At 67.5% G+C, this 21,247-nt stretch carries 7 protein-coding genes and 1 pseudogene; 3 read left to right on the top strand and 5 right to left on the bottom strand.

The window, feature by feature from the left end:
* Positions 1 to 2 precede the first annotated feature (2 nt).
* The 5 genes and pseudogenes from EP7_RS25775 to EP7_RS25755 all read right to left on the bottom strand — a co-directional run bounded on the left by EP7_RS25775 (position 3) and on the right by EP7_RS25755 (position 7,626).
* On the bottom strand, positions 3 to 1,652 hold the full coding sequence (locus EP7_RS25775) for a formate--tetrahydrofolate ligase (RefSeq protein ID WP_463525115.1): 1,650 nt from the start codon (positions 1,650 to 1,652) through the stop codon (positions 3 to 5).
* 125 nt (positions 1,653 to 1,777) lie between these two features.
* A pseudogene (locus tag EP7_RS25770) lies at positions 1,778 to 2,431 on the bottom strand (DUF4058 family protein); the annotation flags it as partial.
* Between the two features lie 91 nt (positions 2,432 to 2,522).
* On the bottom strand, positions 2,523 to 4,538 hold the full coding sequence (locus EP7_RS25765) for a dipeptidyl-peptidase 5 (protein WP_463525114.1): 2,016 nt from the start codon (positions 4,536 to 4,538) through the stop codon (positions 2,523 to 2,525).
* A 49-nt stretch (positions 4,539 to 4,587) separates the two neighbouring features.
* Positions 4,588 to 6,207 carry a peptide MFS transporter gene (locus EP7_RS25760; protein WP_463525113.1) on the bottom strand — a complete coding sequence of 540 codons (1,620 nt, stop codon included), beginning with the start codon at positions 6,205 to 6,207 and terminating at the stop codon, positions 4,588 to 4,590.
* 135 nt (positions 6,208 to 6,342) lie between these two features.
* Positions 6,343 to 7,626 carry an esterase/lipase family protein gene (locus tag EP7_RS25755; RefSeq protein ID WP_463525112.1) on the bottom strand — a complete coding sequence of 428 codons (1,284 nt, stop codon included), beginning with the start codon at positions 7,624 to 7,626 and terminating at the stop codon, positions 6,343 to 6,345.
* A 188-nt stretch (positions 7,627 to 7,814) separates the two neighbouring features.
* On the opposite strand from EP7_RS25755, the gene tpx reads away from it, so the two are divergent.
* The 3 genes from tpx (at position 7,815) to EP7_RS25740 (ending at position 21,241) form a co-directional block, all read left to right on the top strand.
* Positions 7,815 to 8,345: a thiol peroxidase gene (tpx, locus tag EP7_RS25750; RefSeq protein ID WP_463525111.1), complete on the top strand. Its 531-nt coding sequence runs from the start codon at positions 7,815 to 7,817 to the stop codon at positions 8,343 to 8,345.
* A 418-nt stretch (positions 8,346 to 8,763) separates the two neighbouring features.
* Positions 8,764 to 16,992 (top strand): beta strand repeat-containing protein, encoded by an 8,229-nt coding sequence (locus EP7_RS25745; RefSeq protein WP_463525110.1) that lies wholly within the window; start codon positions 8,764 to 8,766, stop codon positions 16,990 to 16,992.
* A gap of 322 nt (positions 16,993 to 17,314) precedes the next feature.
* Positions 17,315 to 21,241 (top strand): Ig-like domain repeat protein, encoded by a 3,927-nt coding sequence (locus EP7_RS25740; RefSeq protein ID WP_463525109.1) that lies wholly within the window; start codon positions 17,315 to 17,317, stop codon positions 21,239 to 21,241.
* Positions 21,242 to 21,247: the final 6 nt, after the last annotated feature.

Here is a 21,247-nt window from a genome sequence, read left to right as displayed (position 1 = left end):
GCTCAGGAGAGGTTGAGGATGTTGCCCGCCTCGTCGACGTCGATGCGTTCGGCGGCGGGTCGCTCGGGGAGGCCGGGCATGCGCACGATCTCGCCGGTGAGGGCGACGAGGAAGCCGGCGCCGATCGAGAATTCGAGGTCGCGCACCGTCAGCGTGAAGTCGCGCGGGCGGTTGCGGAGCTTGGGGTTGTCGGACAGCGAGTCCTGCGTCTTGGCCATGCAGACGGGGAGCTTGCCGTAGCCCAGGCGGCGTGCCTTGCGGATCTTGGCCGACGCGACGTTGGAGAAGGCGACGTCCTTGGCGCCGTAGATCGACCGCGCGATGAGCTCGATCTTCTGCTCCGTGGTGGCGTCGAGCGAGTAGAGCGGCTGGAAGGGGGACTCGGACGCGTCGGCGACCGCGGCGACCGTCTCGGCGAGTTTCAGGGCGCCCTGGCCTCCCTGGCCGAAGACGTCGGCCACTTCGCAGGGGATGCCCCTGGTGTGGCAGTGGTGGACGACGACGTTGACCTCGTCGGCGGTGTCGGTCGAGAATTTGTTGATGGCGACGACGACCGGCTTGCCGAAGTTGGCCGCGGCGTCCAGGTGCGCGGTGAGGTTCTCAAGGCCGAGGGCGACGGCGCCCGGGTTCTCCTGCGTCAGGGCGTCCAGGGCGACCCCGCCGTGCATCTTGAGGGCCCGGATGGTGGCGACGATGACGACGGCGGCGGGGTTCAGGCCGGCGGATCGGCACTTGATGTCGAAGAACTTCTCGGCGCCCAGGTCGAAGGCGAATCCGGCCTCGGTGATGGCGAATTCGCCGTGCGCCAGGGCCATCCTGGTGGCCAGCACCGAGTTGCAGCCGTGCGCGATGTTGGCGAACGGGCCGCCGTGCACGAACGCAGGGGTCCCCTCCCGCGACTGGACCAGGTTGGGCAGCAGCGCGTCCTTGAGGATGGCCGCCATCGAGCCGGTGACGCCGATCGACTTGGCCTGGACCGGCCCGCCGTCGGTGTCGAAGCCGACGAGGATGCGGTCGAGCCTCGTCCTGAGATCGGCCGGCGAGTTGGCCAGGCAGAGGATGGCCATGACCTCGCTTGCGGCGGTGATGTCGAATCCGCTCTCGCGCGGGATGCCGCCGGACTTGCCTCCCAGGCCGATGACGATCCTGCGCAGGGAGCGGTCGTTCATGTCCAGGGCCCGCTTCCACGACACCGAGAGCGGGTCGAGCTTGGTGTCGCCGAAGTGGAGGCGATTGTCGATGGCGGCGGCCAGCAGGTTGTGCGCGGCGGTGATGGCGTGGAAGTCGCCGGTGAATTGCAGGTTGATCTGATCGCTGGGAGTGAGCCGGCTGGCCCCGCCGCCGGTGGCTCCCCCCTTGCGGCCGAAGACCGGCCCCATCGACGGCTGCCGCAGCGCCAGCACGGCGCCCCGGCCGATGGCCCGCATCCCCTGGGCCAGGCCGATCGACGTGGTGGTCTTCCCCTCGCCGGCCGGCGTGGGGGTGATGGCCGAGACGAGGATGAGCTTGCCCGGAGGCCCCGGGGGCGAGTCCAACGCTTCAAGACGCACCTTGGCCTTGTCGCGCCCGTAGGGCTCCAGGTGATCGGGCGAGATGCCGAGGTCGGCCGCGACTTCGGCGATGGGGCGGGGCGATGAGGCGAAGGTCGACATGCTTGGGCCTTGGGTGCGTTGGTCGGTTCAAGGTCAACGTGTCTGCGGGCCGCCGGGACGAAGGCCCGCGCCCATTCGGCGTATTCGGCCGAGAGTGGGGGATCGGGCTCATCTCGATAGATAAACGCGCCATATCCCGACGCGTCATAGACGTGGTCGAGGATCGCCTGGAGGTCGACGTGGGCGTCGGGAGTCGCGCGGGAGAGGGGGATGGGGATTGAGGGGAGCCGATCCTTCAGCCCGATCGGCCAGAACCCGGCCGATGGCCGATGGCCCGCGCGGCTGACCATGACCGAATAGTCGCACTGCGGCCGATCCATGTCGGGCATCGGTCTGCCGCCCCTCAGGAGATCGATTTCGACGAGATGAGTCGGGCTGTCGAAGATCGTCGCGCGTTTGGCCCGGTATTGCGACTGGTTCTCGCGATTGTTCGCCATGCTGAGCAATTCCACGATCGTGACGACCTCGCCTCCCCCGTTGCTCCTGATGACGAGATGGACGAGGCGCTCGACCTCTTCTTCCGTGTGCTTGACCCGGATCGTGGCTTCGGGTTCGAGGAGGGCGATGCCTGGCTGGTGTCTCCCGCCGGTGCTGATGAGGATGTCGGCTCGCAACCGCTGGGCGGGTTGTTGAGGCGTCAATTCCTCGACGAAGATGTATCGTTCGAGCAGGGCGATATATCGGGGCGCGATCTGGGGGACGAGTTGTTCCTTCAAGGCGACGAGGAAGGTGTTGTGGACGTCGGCCCAGAGCGATTCGTTTTCGAGATAGGGGTCCATCCCTGGGAACGGTGATGGCATGGTCCGACCTCCTTTCTCATTCGAAGACTCGTCACTCTCAGGCCGTCGGACCATCCCCTATCGCGACCTCTTACTTCGCATACTTCTCGATCCAGCCTAGCATCTCGCGCCACCAGACGATGCGGTTCTGGGGCTTGAGGATCCAGTGGCCCTCGTCGGGGAACCAGACGTAGCGGCTGGGGACTTGCATGCGCTGGAGGGAGGTGAACATGCCGAGGCCCTGGGCGTCGTGGACGCGGAAGTCGAGGGCCCCGTGGATGACGAGGGTGGGGGTCTTGAAGTTCTTGACGTAGGTGCTGGGCGATTGCTCGCGGTAGCGGGCGGGCTCGTCCCAGGGGGGGCCGCCGAATTCCCACTCGGGGAACCAGAGCTCCTCGGTGGTGCCGTACTTGCTGGTCAGGTCGAAGACGCCGGCGTGGCTGATGAGCGCCTTGAATCGGTCGGTGTGGCCGGCGATCCAGTTGACCATGAAGCCGCCGTAGGAGCCGCCGGCCGCCGCGACCTTCTCGCCGTCCAGGAAGGGATAAGTCTGGATGGCGTGGTCGAGGCCCTTCATCAGGTCCTCGTAGACGCGGCCGGTCCAATCCTTGCTGATCTGGTCGGTGAACTTCTGGCCGTAGCCGGTGGAGCCGCGCGGGTTGATGGCGACGACGGCGAATCCGGTCGACGCGAACATCTGATCATTCCAGCGAGCGTGCCACTCGTCGTGCCAGGCCCCCTGCGGGCCGCCGTGGATGAGGAACAGGACCGGGTATTTCTTCGAGGCGTCGAAGCCCGGGGGGCGGACGAGCCAGCCCGAGACGTCGTCGCCGTCGGCCCCCTTGAAGGTGAACGACTCGGCCGGGGAGACGTCGAGCTTGGCGATCAGCTCATCATTGTGATGGGTCAGGCGAGCGACCTCGGTGCCGTCGGCACGGGAGCGGAACAGCTCGGCGGGGCGGGCGGCGTCGGTCCGGACGAAGACGAGGCCGCCTCCGGGGACCGGCACGGCCGAGGAGTTGGTCCCGCCGACGATGAGGCGTTTCGGCTCGCCGTCGATGGGGATCGAGACGATCGACGGGCGGCCGGCGTCGTCGATTGCGGCGATGATTTCCGCATCCCCGCGCCAGGCGTAGGACGAGATGGGGCGGTCGAGCGAGGTGCCCAGTTTCGTGATGTTGCCGGTCTTGCGATCGAGCAGGGTGAGCACCCAGAGGTCGGCCTCGAAGCCGGCGCGGGCCTGGCTGACGTAGGCCAGGTGCTTGCTGTCGGGAGAGTAGGCGGGCTGGGCGTCGGCGCCCTCGTTGGCCTCGGTCCGGTTCTTGGGCTCGCCCCCTTCCGCGTCGACGGTCCAGATGTCGGTGTTGGTGGACCAGGCCAGGTTGACGGCCGGCTCGGCGGTGAAGGCCAGTTCCTTGCCGTCGGGCGACCAGGCGTAGTCGGACGAGCCGCCGAAGGGGGCCGGCGGGGTGTTGACCCTGAGGTTGGGCGTCAGGTCGACGGCCTCGCCGGTGGCGGCGTCGGCGACGAACAGGTGGCTGCGCTTCCCCTCGTCCCAGGCCATCCAGTGGCGGATCATCAGGGAGTCATAAATCCGGACCTTGCTCTCCGCCTCGAGCTTGTGCTCGTCCTTCTTGGCGGTCTCCTCGGGGCTGGTCGCGGGGTAGACCTCGGCGGTGAAGGCGAGCTTGTTCCCCTTGGGCGACCAGAGCGGGCCGGAGGCGTCGACGTCCAGCTTGGTGAGCTGGCGGGCCTCGCCGCCGTCGATGTTCAGCAGCCAGATCTGCGACGTGCCGGAGCGGTTCGAGGTGAAGGCGAGGGCCTTGCCGTCGGGCTTCCAGCGAGGGTGCGAGTCGGCCGCCGGCGACCAGGTCAGTCGCTTCGGTTGGCCCCCCTCGACCGGGACCAGCCAGAGGTCGCTATTGGTCCGGTCGGCCTCGCGGTCCAGCTCGCCGACGACGTAGACGACCCACTTGCCGTCGGGGGAGACCTGGGGGTCGGAGACCCCACGCACCGAGAGCAGGTCGTCGACGGTCATCGGCCGGCCGGCGGCCAGCGCGGGGGAGGCCAGGGCCGTGAGCATCAGCAAGCCAATCAGCAGGCGCATGGGTTCGGTCGTCCTGTGTGGGTGTGAGTCGTCCTGGCCCCGTCCGCGATCAGGCCCGGCCGTCCTTGGGTTCGAACGCCTTGAGCACTTGCAGCGAGACCACCAGCGCCAACGCCGCGGCGACCGACGAGACGACCAGGCCCGTGAAGAGCTGGCCGGGGGGATACTTGCCCCAGAATCCGCCGACGACGTGCACCAGCTTGTTGCCGACGGCCGTGGCCAGGAACCAGAAGCCCATCCAGAGCCCTCGATAACGGTCGGGCGCCAGCTTGGACGTGAGCGACAGGCCGATGGGGCTGACGAGCAGCTCAGCCACGGTGATGAGCGCATAGCAGCCGACCAGCCAGCCGGCGCTTACCTTGGCCCCCGGGCCGACCAGCCGCCCCGCCGCGGCGACCATCACGCCGTAGGCCAGGGCGGTGATGAGCATGCCGATGGCCATCTTGCCGGTGGAGCTGGGCTCGAGCTTGCGGGGCCCCAGGTACGACCAGAGCGCGACCATCAGGGGGCTGAACAGGAGGATGCAGAGGGGGTTGATCGACTGGAATGTCTCGGTGTCCCAGCTGCTCTGCACATAGTCGCGGACGAAGAAGGTGAGCGCCACCGAGTTCTGGTGGAAGGCCATCCAGAAGAGCGCCACGATCACGAAGATCGTCTTGAGCTTGGCCGCGTCGGCCGACATCCGGTCGCCGCCGGTGAGCAGCATCACGACGGTGACCAGCTCGATCACCAGCCAGGCCGCGCCGAACTGGATGACCGTGACGGGCAGGCCCAGGGAGGGCCCGGCCAGCAGCACGGTCAGGGCCAGGCCGATGGCACCCATGTTGAACCACTGGGCCAGCTTCAGGCGACGGTCGCCGCGCGTCTCGATCACCGGGGCCGACGTGTCGGGATAGCCACCGTCGTCGTCGGGCCTCCCCTCGTTCAGGCGGCCCTTGAAGGCGAGGAACGTGGCCAGGCTGAGCAGCATCCCGACGCCCGCCGATCCGAAGGCGATGTGCCAACCGGCGTCGGCGGGGAGCTTGGTGCCGAACCACGTGTTGAGGATGTCGACCGACCGGGTCCGCAGGAAGTTCCCCGCGAGCGGGGCGACGAAGGCACCCAGGTTGATGCCCATATAGAAGATGGTGAAGCCCCGGTCGCGCCTGGGGTCGGTCTTGGAATAGAGGTTGCCCACCATCGTCGAGATGTTCGGCTTGAACATCCCGTTGCCGGCGATCAGGAGGCCGAGCGCGGCGAAGAGGAACGGGTGCGACGCCGACTCCTTGGTGTCGAGGGCCAGCACCAAGTGGCCGAACATCATCAGGGTGCCGCCGATCAAGATGGCCTTCACGTAGCCGGTGAGCCGGTCGGCGATGAGCCCGCCCAGGAACGGGGTGAAGTAGACGAGCGAGAGGTACCAGGTGGCGACGTCGGAGGCCCGCGCGTCGGCAAACCCCAGGGATTCGGTCAGGTACAGCGAGAGCAGGGCGATCATCAGGTAGAAGCTGAAGCGTTCCCACATCTCGGTGAAGAAGAGGGCGTAGAGCCCCTTGGGCTGGCGGAGGAAGTCGAGCGGCCCGCCGCCCGAGCCTGGACCACCCACGCTGTGCTGGTTCGGCCCGAAGGCGTCGATGTCGGCGGCGACTTCGGCCGTGAAGGCGGCGGCCCTGGAGTGCTCTGGCGACATGGCGGCGCGGTCCTCTCGGTGCGGGGGATCCGGCGTTACTCGTTGATGCCTGATTCGGGCCGGCGGAGAGGAAGAGGGCCGGCCGTTCGTCGAACCGACAGGTTAACCGAACGCCCGGCCAAGCCCAAGGGTCGACTACCGGGGCGCCGGGGGCTCGGCGGGGCCGGGTTTGGGCAGGCGTTGGCGCAGGAAGGGCATGCAGGCGACGGGGCCGGGATCGGGGTGGAACAGGGGGGCGCGGATCAGCTCGACGTGATTGGCGTGCATGGTGATGTGGTCGGCCACGCCGGGCAGGTGCGTGCGGGCGACCGCCACGCAGCCGTCCCCCTTGCCGTCGGACAGCTCGTCGAGCGCCTGGGACAGCTCGGCCAGCGCCCTGCGGGCCAGCAGCGAGGCCAGGCCGCCGGTGCCGGCGAGCCCGCGCACCTGCGCCTCGATCTGGGCCCGGCCCTGAGCCGAGAGCAGGCCGACGTCGCCGGCGAGGATCGAGTAGGCCACCCCTTCGCGGCGGCCCGCGGCGTCGAGCGATTTCAGATATGGGCTGCCCGGCGTCAGGTCGGCGGCGGCCTCGCCCAGGCCGTCGGAGAGCCTGGCCAGGGCCTCGGACCGGCCGGCCTCGCGGGCCCGCACGGCCTTCGTCCCCTGGAGCAGTTGCAGCAGGGTCTGGGCGCCCGCCAGGCTCGATCCGCCGTGCGGGGGGGCGATCAGCAGCAGCGCGGAGACGTCGCCGGCGTAGGAGCTCCCCTCGACGTAGGATCGCGCGAGCAGGCCCCCCATCGAGTGGGTCACGATCGACCAGGGCCGGCTCTCCCCCTTGGCCCGGCGGAAGGCAGCCCAGTCGCGGCGGAAGGCGTCGCCCGACTCGCCCATCCGGCGGTTGTAGGGGAAGTCGTAAACCACCACCCCGTAGCCCAAGGCCTCCAGGGGGGCGAACATATGGACGAAGACTCCCGACGTCGAGTTCAGGCCGTGGATCAGGCAGATCGTCGGCCGGAATGGGTCGTTCGGCCGGTACGAGCCGCGTGCCTTCAGGCCGTAGCGCGACCTGCGGTGGGCCTCGAGCTTGGCCCTGGCGTCCAGCTCGTCGAGCCGCCGGTCCCAGGCGGCCAGTGCCGATGGCTCAAGCACCGAGCGGTCGACCCGGACGACCAGGTCGGTGGGGTTGACCTCGACGGTCGTGCCCGGGCCGAGGCCGTCTTTGAGCAGGTCGCGGGTCAGGGGGGCGGCCAGGCCGGCCATGGGGAGCAGCACGGGCTCGCCTCGCGGTCGCTCGGGGCGGCCGGTGGCCCGGGCCAGGGCGTGGACCAGGGCGGGGAGGTTCAGCTCACGGCCGTCGTCCAGCGGCAGGCGGACCTCGACGGGGCCAGCTCCGGCGGCGAGCAGCGGCAGGATCAGGGCGAGTGTCCGGGCGATGCTCAACGTGCGTCTCCTGCTTCGGGGCGTGCGGGCTCCGGGGCAATTATCCGGCCGGGGGGGGCGTGCGTCCACACCGGCCGGCTTGCGTCGGGCCGGTTCGCGGCGATAGCCTGGGGCGGTTGCGTGCGGCGGGCTTCGCGGCCCGCGCCGCGGTCTTGATTGTCCCTTGATCCAAGGAAGAGGACGCGAAAATGGCCGAGAAGCGACTCAAAGCGGTGACGATGAAGGGCAAGGAACTCGACCTTCTCGGGCCGGAGCTGAAGCCGGGCGACCGGGCCCCGGACTTTCGCTGTGTCGTCGCCGACCTGTCGGTCCTGACCCTGGGCGAGACACCGCACAAGGCGCGGCTGCTGAGCGTCGTGCCGTCGCTGGACACCCCGGTCTGTAGCATCCAGACCAGGCGGTTCGCGCAGGAACTGGCGACCCTGGGCGATTTCGTCGCGGCGTACACCGTCAGCCTCGACCTGCCGTTCGCCCAGAAGCGGTTCTGCGCCGAGGCGGGCATCGACAACATCACGAACCTGTCCGACGTGCACGACCACAGCTTCGGCCTGAACTACGGGGTCGAGGTCGAGGGCCTGCCGTTCCCGATCCTCTCGCGGGCCATCTTCGTGATCGACCCGTCGAACACAGTGACCTACGCCGAGTACGTGCCCGAGATCGCCCAGGAGCCGAATTACGACGCCGCCCTCGCGGCCCTGAAGGCTGCCGCGGGCGTCTGAGCGACCCGGCCGAAACACCACGGGCCTCTCGAAGCAACCTCGCCGGGCCGGCGGGGCGACCCACGCCTGTCGCCCCGCCGGCCCGTTTGCGTTGGCGGGGCGACGAGGTCGACCGATTTGGGCGTGATGCCGGGATTTCGCCGACACAACATCTGTGCCCGTTCTAATGTGAAGTGATACGGACTGTCGTCGCGCCCCCATGCCTGGCGGGCGGGGAGGGTGCTAAAAGCCCTTCCATTGATGTCGAAACTGCCACGAGGCGTTCCGCGGACCTCGACACGACGGTTTCGACTTTTTGATGTCCGAATAACGATGACTCGCTCGACCTGCGGGAGATCCCCTCGGGCCGGGCCCTCCTCGCGCTTCGTCGGGCCAACCGACGGGCGAGATCTACCGCAAAGCACCGGAGATGCACCCGATGTCGTTGTCCAAGGGTTGGAATCCGTCACCGAAGTCGATCAGGGCCGAGCGGGACGGTCGGGTCAAGCGGGCGCGGCGGCAGCTCGCCTTCGAGCCGCTGGAAAAACTGCAACTGTTGGCGACTCAGATTTTCACCGTCTCCGTGGCCACCGACAACGGCGACAATGCCAGCCCGACGACCGGCTCGCTCCGCGCCGCGATTGTCGCCGCCAATGCGGTCGTCGCCGGCGACGATGCCGTGATCGACTTCAGCATCAGCGGCGCGGGCACGCATGTGCTGGGCATCGACTCGACGTATGAGCTGCCCGCGATCGTCAAGCCGACGGTCGTCGACGGCTACAGCCAGGGGGGCGGCTCCTACGCGGGCGCGCCGCTCATCCAGATCTCGGGCGGCTCCGGCCAGAATGGTCTGAGGCTGGGCGTCGGGGCCGACGGCAGCACGATCAAGGGGCTCTCGATCGTCAACTTCGCCCGGTCGGGAAGCGACGGCGGCGCAGGGATCTGGATCGAGGACGGCGTCACCAATGTGACTGTCCAGGGCAACTACATCGGCCTTGAGGCCGACGGCACCACGGGCGCCGGCAACACCCTGGGCGTGCTGGTCCAGGGCCATTCCGCCACCATCGGCGGGACCGTGGCGGGCCAGGGGAACGTCATCGCGGGCAACGGCCAGGGGGGCATCCTGGTGCTGGTCGACGGTACCGGCCCGAACGCATCCGTCTCGTCCACGATCATCGCCGGGAACTTCCTCGGCACCAACGCAGCCGGCACCGCGATCGTCTCCAACGGCGGGGCCACCACGTCGGGCGCCCCCGGCTACAAGTCCGGATTCAACATCGGCCTGTCGGGCACCACGGCGACCGCGATCGAGGGCAACCTCGTCTCGGGCTCGGGCGGCTCGGGCATCGTGCTGACGACGCGCCCGGCCGACATCGCCGGCTCCTTCACGGCCATCGCCGGGCTCGTCGCCACCACGACCACGACGATCAAAGGGAACTTGATCGGCACCAACGCGGCCGGCACGGCCTCGCTGAGCAACCAGACCGGCATCCTGATCGCCGGGGCTGACCACGTCACGATTGGCGGGGCCACCCTCGCCGACCGCAACGTGATCTCGGGCAACCAGGGCTTCGGCGGACCGCTGGACGGGGGCGACGGCATCCTGATCACGGGCAATGCCGATTTCATCACCATCCAGGGCAACTACATCGGCGTCAACGCAGTGGGGCAGGCGGCCCTGGGCAACTCCGGCGATGGCATCGAGACCCTCTACACCGACGGATCGGGCACCGTCCTCCCGACCACGGTCGCGGGCACGCCGACGAATCTCATGATCGGCGGATCGGCGGCCGGCGACGGTAATCTCATCTCGGCCAACGGGTGGTACGGGGTCAAGCTGGTCGGCCAGAGCTACGCGACGCCCGCGACCGGCTACCTCATCCAGGGCAACAACATAGGCGCCTTTGCTGACGGCACGGGCTCGAATCACACCAGCGGCAACATGATCCGCGGGATTTACCTCAAGCATACCTCGGGCGCTTCGGTCCGGGGCAACTCTCTGCTCTTCAACGACTTCGGGGGCATCGAGGCCATCTCGACTCTCTCGACCACGGTCGGCGGGCTGACCGCAGGCGACGGCAACGTCATCGCCGGCCTTAGTGGGGTCGGAATCGTCATCGACGGCACTCCGACCGAGCACAACCAGAATTTCGCGATCCAGAATAATCGAATCGGTATGCGACTCGATGAAACATTTGCCAACGCGCTGGGCGCGGGCAATTCGGGCATCAGTGCCAGGCTTATCGACGGTCTTGAGGTCCTGGGCAATCTCGTCGTCAAGACCGCGAATGGCGGGATCACAATCCTCGACTCGATCGGGATCACAGTCGACAGCAACACCATCGCCGGCAATGCCACCACCGGCCTGGCCCTTTCAGGCGCAGGGGCCGCCGGATCGATCGACCTGATCCAAGGCAATCTGATCGGGACGATGCAGGCCGGATTCTTCATCGCGGGCGAGGGCAACGGCGGCGACGGCATCTCCGTTCCCTTCGCCTCGGCCAGCGATCTGAGAATCCTCGGGAATGTCGTGGCCCAGAGCGGAGGTCACGGCATCAATCTCCTGGGGGCGGCGTCGGTGACGATCACCGGCAATACCGTCGCCTCCAGCGGCGGCGACGGGATCAGGGCCATCGGGCTGCGTGGCATCGATGACCAGATCATCGGTAACTATTTCCATGATTCCGGGGGCAGCGGGATCTCCGTTGCGCCGGTGACCGGCGCGCTCACCATCGACGCCAACACGATCCGTCAAAGCTCCATCCACGGCATCGATGTTCGGTCGTCGGGCGTGCAGATCGGCACGACGCTCGGCAACGTCATCGTCGGCAACGGCGGCGACGGCGTGCATATCGAGACGAACTCGGGCCTGCTGGCCGGCGTCCGGATCGCCAGGAATCGCATCGGCATCCTGGCCGACGGCACGCTCGAAGCGAACCTCGGCTCGGGCATCAATGCCATCCAGACGTCCGGACTCCAGGTCCAGGGCAATGTGATCGGCGGGAACCTTGGCAATGGCGTCCGCGTCTCCGCGTCCCAGGCAACCACGATCGGCGGTCCGGCCGTCGGGGCGGGCAACGTCATCGCCGGCAACCAACTCCGCGGCATTGACGTCCAGGGCAACAGCGGCGTCATCTCGGCGAACAACCTGATCCAGGGCAACGCGATCGGCACCCTGCCCGGTGACGTTGCGGCCGGCAACGGCGACGACGGCATCAGGGTCACTCACGCGTCCGGCCTCAACGTCCTGGGCAACTCGGTCGCCCACGGTGGCAAGCAGGGCATTCGCGTCGAGGACTCGTCGCAGGTGACGATCGGCGGCCCGAACGTGGGCGACGGAAACGTCGTGTATGGCAACACTCGCAACGGCATTAGCGTCATCGGCGACTCGTCCGACCGGATCGCCGACATCCTCATCCAGGCCAACAAGGTCGGCGTCCTGGCCGACGACACCGGGTCGCTCGGGACGACCGGAAATGGCGACGATGGGATCGACGTCCAGTACGCCACCACCCTGACCATCAAGGGCAACGTCGTTGCGTACAACGGCGACGACGGCATGGACCTCGACCACCCCGTCGGCGCGATCATCGGCGGCCTGCTCCCCTCCGATGCCAACGTTGTGTTCGCCAACGTCAAGAACGGCATCGAGCTGTCCGGCGGCGACGTCAACAAGGCCAGCGACGTCACGATTCAGGGGAACCTGATCGGCGTCCTCGGCGACCGCACCGGGTCGCTCGAATTCACCGGCAACGGCGACGACGGGATTGACATCGAGGACACAATCAACGTCGAAATCCTGGGCAACCTGATCGCCTACAACGGCGACGACGGCATCGATATCGACGACTCCGTGGATCTCTCGATCCTGGGGAACACCGTCGCGGGCAATGCCGACGACGGCATCAACCTTTGCCTCGTCGAGGGGGCCTTCGTGGGCGGGTCGTACCCCGGCGACGGCAATCTCATCACCACCAACGGCGGAGACGGCATCGAGGTCGCCGGCAACTGGGGCGTCGAACCCCCCGGCCTCGGGTCCTCCGGCGGCTTCGATCCGGGCATCGTGATCCGCGGCAATTCGATCGGCGTGCGGGCCGACGGCTCGGGCGATCGCGGCAACACGGGCAACCAGGGCAAGGGGATTTACGCCCACGAGCTGGCGGGCCTGATCGTCGCGGGCAACAAGGTCGCCTACAACCAGGCGGGCGTGTTCGTCCAGGACTCGACCTTGACCACGGTCGGCGGCGAGACGGCCCACGATGGCAACATCATCTTCGCCAACAGGGGCGAGGGCGTGGCGCTGGATAACGCCGGCGCGGAAGTCTCCCACGGCAACGTCGTCCGCAACAACACGATCGGCCTGTTCGTGAACGGCACGGGCGCCAGTTCCGGGATGATCTCGGAGATCAGCGGCAACAGCGGCGACGGCATCTTTGCCTCGAACAACGACGGGCTCACCATCCGCGGCAACGTCGTCCGCTACAACGCCGACGACGGCATCGAGGTCGTCGGTTCGAGCCAGACGACCATCGGCGGGCCGGGCCTCGGCGACGGCAACGTCATCGCGTCGAATGACTTCGACGGCATCAAGGTCAGCGGCGAGTTTCCCGACCCGGCCGTCGGCATCCTGATCCAGAACAACGCGATCGGCGTGCTGGCCGACGGCAGCGGCACGCTCATGACCACCGGCAACGGCCGGCACGGTGTCGAGCTGTTCAAGACGACCGACGCACAGGTCCTCGGCAACATCATCGAGTACAGCGGCCGGCCTCGGATCACGATGTCGTCGATCGAAATCCAGGCCATGAACGGCGGCGACGGCATCCACGCCGAGCTCGCCGAGGCGATGACGATCAGCGGCAACACGATCCTGCACAACAAGTTCGCGGGCATCAAGGTGCTCGACGCGTACAACCTGACCATCGGCGGGGCGAACGACGGCGAGGGCAACGTCGTCTCGAACAACGAGGGCGGCGGCATCTTCGTGGCGCTCATCGAGAGCGGGTCGACCAACATCAAGGTCCTCGGCAACAAGGTCGGCGTCCTGGCCGATGGATCGGCGGCCGGCAACGACGCCACCGGGATCAGCGTCCAGAATGCCGAGAATGTCGAGATCCTCGGCAACGTCTCCGAGTTCAACACGGGCACCGGCGTCGAGGTCTCCCAGGTGACGAGCCTGACGCTGGCCAATAACGTCGTCGCATCGAACCGAGGCGACGGCGTCGCTCTCTATACGATCGCGGGCCAGAACCAGCTCTTCGGCAACTTCATCGGCGAGCTGGCGAACGGGACCGCGGCCGGCAACGGACAGCATGGCGTGCGTCTGGACACCGTCTCGAACCTCGATCTCCACCACAACGCGATCGAGTACAACGGCGCCGCCAACCATCAACTTGGATCGATCAACGTAACCAGCGGCGGCGGGCATGGGATCTCCGCTTACAACTCGACCGACCTGACCATCCGGGCGAACACGATCGCCCACAATGACTTCGGCGGCATCGACGCCGCGAACTCGCTTCGCCTGACGATCGGCGGCCTCAGCCCGGCCGACGGTAACGTCATCGCGGGCAACGGCCAGTCCGGAATCGGCGTGTTCGCCGACGGCGGCGTCTCCTCGGACATTCTCATCCGCAACAACAAGGTCGGCCTCTTCGCCGATGGGACGGCCGGCGGCAACGGCCTCGACGGGATCAGGGCGGCGGGCTCCGTCAATGTCACGATCGCCGGCAACGCGGTCGCCCATAACGGCGGAGACGGTCTCGTCGCCCTGGGACTGACCAGCTCGATCGTCGGCGGTGCGAACGCCGGCGACGGCAACGTCGTCGTCAAGAATGCTGGCGACGGCATCCACGCCCTCCTCGGCTCGTCGAACCTCTCGATCCTGGGCAACTCCATCGGCGTGGTGGCCGACGGCACCGGCTCGGCGGCGACCACCGGCAACGGGCGCAACGGCATCGAGGTCGAGACCTCCAGCGGCGTCTCGATCCTGGGCAACATGGTCCGGTACAGCGCCCTGTCCGGGATCAACCTGAAATACACCCAGAACTCGGTGGTCCGCAGCAATCAGGTCCTCTCCAACCTGGGCGACGGCATCTCCGACTTAGGCTATCACGACACCATCGGCGGTGCGATGGACGGGGCCGCCAACCTCATCGCCAACAACGGCGGCGCGGGCGTCTCGGTCCTGGCGACCCCACCGCCGGCCCCCGCCGCGTCGGGTGGAATCGTCATCAGTGCCCCGGTCAACTACGGCCGGAGCGTCCTGATCAGCCGCAACTCGATCTACGGCAACGCCGGCCTGGGCATCACCCTGGGGGGCAGCACCACGCCGCTTCCCAACGGCTCCAGCCCCTCGGGGCCGAACCAGTCGCAGAATTATCCGGTCGACGTCACGGCCACCGTCTCTCCCGACACTCTCTCGATCGCCGGGATGCTCGTCGGGGCCCCCTCGTCCGACTACATCCTGGAGTTCTTCAGCAACCCGACCAACGATGCCTCGGGCCACGGCCAGGGCCGGACGTTCCTGGGAAGCATGTCGGTGACCACCGACGTCGCCGGCAACGCGACCTTCACCCTGCCCATGGCCATGACGATGGCCCCCGGCACGATCGTCTCGTCCACCGCCACCGACTCGCTGGACAACACGTCGGAATTCTCCCTCAACGCGACGGCCCTGAAGCTGACCCAGGTCTCGATGCTGCCGCAGACGGGCCCGGCCATCGCCGGCCAGGCATTCGTCCTTAGCGCTCAGGTGGCCTCGCCCTTCGCGGGCTTCGGCGGCACGGTCACGTTCCGATATGGGGACCTGATCATCGGCACCGCGACGGTGGCCGCCGACGGGACGGCGACCTACACCGGGGTGGCCCCTGCGGCCGGTGCTTATGCGATCACGGCCACATACAACCCGTCCGAGCTGTTCGCCGAGGCGACTTCCACGCCCCAGGATCAGCAGGTCATCACCGCCGCGTCGGCGACCTCGCTGGCCACCTCGGTCAGCCCTTCCGCGGTCGGTCAGGCGGTCACGTTCACCGCGACGGTCACCGGCCAGGGCAGCCCGACCGGCACCGTCGCGTTCATGGAAGGGGAGACGATCCTGGGCTACGGCGAAATCAGCCCCGACGGAGTCGCGACCTTCACCACGTCGAGCCTGGCCCGCGGGCCGCACTCGATCATGGCCGTCTTCCAGGGGAGCGGATTCTTCGCCGTCAGCTCGTCGCCGATCATCAACCAGTCGGTCTTCGGCCAGACGGCGACCAACCTGGTCGCCTCGCCCGGAACGGTCGCGGGCAACCAGCCGGTGACTCTGTCGGCCACCGTCACCACCTCCACTGGTTCGGTTTCCGGCACGGTCCTGTTCTATGACGGCTCGACCTTGATCGGTTCGGGAGCGGTGGATGCGAACGGTGTCGCCACCCTGGTCACTTCGTCGCTCGCCGTCGGCACGCACACGATCACGGCCGTCTTCCAGGGGGCGGCCGACTTCCTGATCAACACATCGTCCACCGCCAATCTGGTCGTCACGCAGGTGGCAACCGAGGGCGGGCAGGTCGTCAGCTCGACCCCGCAGTCGTTCTATGGCCAGGACGTGACTCTCACGGCCACCTTCGAGGCCACCGCCCTGGGCCAGACGCCGATGACCGGCACGGTCAGCTTCTACGATGGCAGCACCTTCCTGGGGACGGCGACGCTGATCCCGACCGGCATCAGCGGCCTGTCGGTCTCGGCCTCGATCGCCTCGGGCCAGGCCAGCCTCCCGACCACCACGCTCTCCGTGGGCGGGCACGTCATCCGGGCGCTCTACTCGGGAGACGCCACCTACAGTCCCTCCACCTCGGAGACGCCCGTCACGGTCCTGGTCATCCAGGCCACGACGGGCACCACGCTCTCCGCATCCAGCAACGCCCAGGGTGCCACCATCCTCAGCGCGGCCGTCACGGCGACCTCGCCGGGCACGCCGACGCTCGACGGCACGGTCTCGTTCTACGAGGGCGACACGCTCCTGGGCACCTCGACGGTGGTCAACGGCGTCGCCACGCTGAACATCGGGGCCCTCTCCGCCGGGGCTCACGGCTTCAGGGCGGTCTTCTCCGGCGGCGGCAACGCCTCGTCGAGCGCCGCCGTCCTGGCATTTGTCGCGGACGGCCCGCAGGTGGTGGGCCTGAGCCGCTACGGCTTCCACGCCACCCCGACGACGCTCTCGCTCACATTCAGCGGCCCGCTGAACGTGGCTTCCGCCCAGAATGTGGCCAACTACCGGATCACCGACGGCCGGGGCAAGCCGGTCGCCATCCGCTCGGCCACCTACGACGCGGCCACGCAGACCGTCACCCTGACCCCGGCCCGCCGGCTGGACATCCACAAGGTGTACACCCTGACGGTCCTGGGCACGGGCTCGACCCACCTGACTGGCGCCGACGGCCTGGCCCTGGACGGGGTCGGCAACGGCACCCCCGGATCCAACTTTGTCGCGCCGATCAGCTGGCGCACCCTGACGACGCGCAACTCGCCGCCCGCCGTCACCTACGTCAAGGGCCAGGCCAAGGCCACCACCGGTTCCTTCGGCCCCTACGTCAACGCGGTCGTCCGGGCCACCAAGGCGGCCATGCAGGCCGCAACCGCCCGCCTCGCCGTCAAGCAGATAGCCCTCGCCCGCCGCGGCAAGTAACCCGCAACCGCGAGCCTGACCCGCCAACAAACAACCTGGACGGCCCCCGACACCCCAACCCGGGTGTGCCGGGGGCCGTCCCGTTGCGCAGACCTTCAATCCTGTGTCGCGGGGCCATGCTCTGGGGGGTTGCCTTCCCCTCGTCTTACTTGCAACCATGTGGGCATCCGAGGCGTCGCTGCCCGGATGGCCTGCCGTCGGGAGGGATCCCGCGAGGCCGTTTGCCCCCCATCCGCCCATGCCAGGGAAGGCCGGACTCGCCCGAGTTGCGCCATCTCCCGGTGCGCCAGGGCGGTCGTCCGGCACCTTGGAGATTGGGCTGATGGCATCCCCTTCAACGCTGAAGTACACCAGGAATTCCAGAGCCCCCAAGCCCCGGAACACCCGCCGCCGCCTCTCCTTCGACACCCTGGAGCGGCTGCAACTCCTCTCCCTGTCCGTCTTCCACGTCACCTCGGTGGCCGACAACGGCGACGACCTGAACCCCTCCCCCGGATCGCTCCGCGCGGCCATCCTCCAGGCCAACGCCGCCGGCGCCGGCAACACGGCGAAGATCGACTTCCAGATCGCCGCAGACGGGTTGCAGACCATCTCGATCGGGGCGACGCCACTGCCGGCCCTGAGCGCACCGATCGATCTCGACGGCTCAACCCAGAGCACCTTCAGCGGAACCGGCCCCGCCTATGTCGTCATCGACGGCAAGGGATCGTTCAATCGCGACGGCCTAGACCTCGTTTCAGGCTCCGATGGCAGCACGATCGCCGGGCTGTCGATCGTCAACTTCACGTCGACGCCGGGTCATGGGTTTGGTTCCGGGATCAGGGTGACGACCGTGTCGAATGTCACGATCCGTGGCAATCTCCTGGGCATCCTGCCCGACGGGACCGCCGCCGGCAACTCGGACTCGGGCCTGTACGCCAGCACGTCCTACGGCCTCTCGGTTCTCGGGAACACAATCGCGCGGAATGTCGGCAACGGAATTGGGGTTTCGCTGACCAGGAATTTGATCATCCGAGACAATGTCATCTTCGCGAATTCCGGGACAGGCATCGGCGTGGGTCAAGCCGAGGGGGACGCCTCCGACCCGTCGAAATGGAACCTGATCGAGTCGAACATCGTCGGCTGGACGGCCGACCACTCCCCGGTCGGCAACGCCTACGGCGGGATCTCTGTGGGAGGCTCGGCGGGGGTCGTGATCCGGGGCAATACGGTCGGCAACAATGGCTCCGACGGGATTGCCCTCTCGATGTCCCCCGCCGCCGTGGTCAGCGGCAACCGGGTCGAGGGAAGTTTCCGGTACGACAGGTTATATCTCGCCAACGGCATCGCCGCCGACCTGAGCGATAACGCGATCATCCGATCCAATTATGTGGCGGACAATTCGGATGACGGCATCCTCGTGCGGTCTTCCGGCGGCGTGACGATCGGCGGGCCAAATTTCCTGGCCGATCGCAACATCGTCGTGCGGAATGGCGGCAACGGCGTCGTCCTCGACCAGGACGGACAAAGAACGCCGGCCATCAGCTCGATCCTGAGTAACCAGATCGGCGTCCTTCTCCTCGATGAGAGCCCGTTCGTCGCCGCCGCCGGAAACGCGAAGGATGGGCTCGTGATTCGCGGCATGACGGGCATTGTGGTCCTCGGCAATCTGATCCGGCACAACGGCCAGGACGGGGCCGATCTTTACGCGGTGAGCGGGGCCGTCGTCCAGAACAATGAGATCATCGCCAACGCCGGCGACGGCCTCCGGCTCAATGGGACGAATAACACGATCGGCGGTGGCTTCGCCAATTCGATTGGATTGAATGGTGGGGTCGGGGTTGTGGTCGTCGGGCCGGAACTCGCGGGTAACTCGCTCACCGGCAATTTGATCGCCTCCGAGACGGGACGCCTATTCGCACAGGTCGTCTGGAGCACCGATGCCGGCGGTGCGGATGTCTCGCAGACCTATCCGATCACCGCGACGTTGAGCCTCGTCGACTCAATCTCGACGATCTCGGGGACGTTCTACGGCGCACCCAACACGACCTACACCCTGGAATTCTTCCATAACTTCAGCCCCTTTCCCAACCAACCTCAGGGGCCGTTCTCGATCGCCAAGCAGGTCGTGACGACCGACGCTTCAGGCCACGCCGCCTTCCTCGTGGATTCCTCGTTCGGCTTCATGTTGGAGAATGGGGTCTCCGGGATCGCGACCGACGCATCGAATAACGTGTACGATTTTCTGTGGCAGAAGATCGGTAGGGCGGAGACGAGCACGTCTCTGGCCCCGGTCAACGGGCCCTTGCTCGTCGGCCAGGCGGTCACGTTGCTGGCCCATGTGAACTCACTCCGACCCGGCCTCTCGGGTCGGATCGTTTTCCGATCCGGGGACGTGGCCCTGGGCGACGCCGTGATTGACTCGTCCGGCGACGCGAGCTTCACGTTCGTGGCACCTGCGACCGGGTCGTACTCGTTCACGGCAACCTACAACGATCCCAGCTATGTCGTCGGTCAGATCAGCTACGATTATCCGTATTATAAGAAGAGTGTTTCCGCACCTCTGGACCTGGAGGTCCTGGGCCTACCGACGACCACGTCTCTGGCCGTGACCTCCGGTCCGTCGGTCGCGGGAGCTCCCCTGGGCTTTACAGCGACGGTGAGCCCGACCGGAATACTCGGCGCACCCACCGGCACGGTCGTCTTCAAGGATGGCGAGACGGCGATTGGTTCGGCGGCGATCGGCGCCGGGGGGGTGGCGACGCTGACGACCTCGGCCCTCGGCGTCGGGACGCATCATCTATCGGCGATCTATCTGGCGGACGGCTACTTCGCAACGAGCACCTCCGGCGTCGTGGCCCAGGTGGTCACACCTTCGCCGACGGCCACCACGCTCGTCGCATCGGCCGGAACAAGCCCAGCGGGCGAGTGGGTGAGCTTCTCGGCGAGCGTCACCTCCTCGACCCTGAACCCAGCGGGGCTCGTTGATTTCTACGAGGGGAGCACGTTGCTCGGGTCGGCCTCGATCGGGGCCAATGGCCTGGCCGAGTTCCGCACGCTCTGGCCCACCGTCGGGACCCATGCGGTCGTGGCCGTCTACCGGGGAGATGGCAACTCGGAACCGAGCCAGTCCAGCCCGGTTGACGTGGTGATCACGCGGTCGCTGTCGAGCGGGGGATGGCTGACTGTCGATGTCCGGAGCGTGATCGTCGGCCAGCCGGTTGCGATTTACGCTTCGTTCAGCGCCCACGAGGCCGGCGAGAGGATGACCGGCCTCATCTCGTTCTACGACGGCGAGACCCTGCTGGGCACCCTGGCCAGCGAGCCGGGGCTGAACATGCCCATGGTCCCCCAAACATACTCCTGCAACGCCACGCTGACGGTGACGTCGTTGGCCAAGGGCGAGCATTCCTTCCGGGCCGTCTACTCGGGCGATTCGAATTTCACGCCGGCCGAGTCGTCGATGCAGGCTTCGGTGACGGTGCTGCCGATCGGCACGAAGACGAGCCTGACTTCGGAGCCGACGGGCACATCCACGCGGCTGTATGCTCGGGTGTCTGAAGACCCTTCCGGGCTCTGGACCACGGGCGGCAACGTCTCGTTCTACGACGGCCCGACCTTGCTGGGGACTGTCTTCTCGTTTGAAGGCGATGCGAGCCTGGATGTCGGGCCGCTCGCGCCGGGCGTGCATCAGTTCAGGGCGGTGTATTCCGAGGGCAGGTTCTATGAGTCGAGCAACTCGTCTCTGGATTTGACGGTCGCCGGGCCGAAGGTGACCGGGCTGAGCCGGTATGGCTTGCTTGCCTCCCCGACGACGATCGTGCTGACCTTCGACGGCCCGCTGGAACCGACCAGGGCGCAAGACCCGGCCAACTATCGGCTGGTCGACCCGCGCGGCCGTCCGGTCGCGATCGTGGCGGCCGCTTATGACTCGGCGACGATGACGGTGACGCTCAGGCCGGCCCGTCGGCTGGAACTTCTCAAGTCCTACACGCTGACGGCGGTAGGCGGCGGAGTGACGGGACTCGCCGGGACCAATGGCCTGGCCCTCGATGATTCGGGGCGGGGCACGCCGGGGACGGACTTCTCGACGAAGATCACCTGGAAGGCGCTCACCAGCCCCGGGGCGAGCCCGGCGGTCGTCTATGTCGGTGGCCAGGAAACCGCGACGACACGGCGGTTCGTGCCGTATGTCCGGTCGGTGGTCCGGGCGTCGAGGGCGATGCTGCTGGCTCCCGTCGGCCGGGTTGCCCTCGCACGGTCGAAGTAATCAGGT

This window comes from Isosphaeraceae bacterium EP7 (assembly GCA_038400315.1).
Taxonomy (GTDB): domain Bacteria; phylum Planctomycetota; class Planctomycetia; order Isosphaerales; family Isosphaeraceae; genus EP7.
This window is presented reverse-complemented; position numbering and strand designations above follow the sequence as displayed.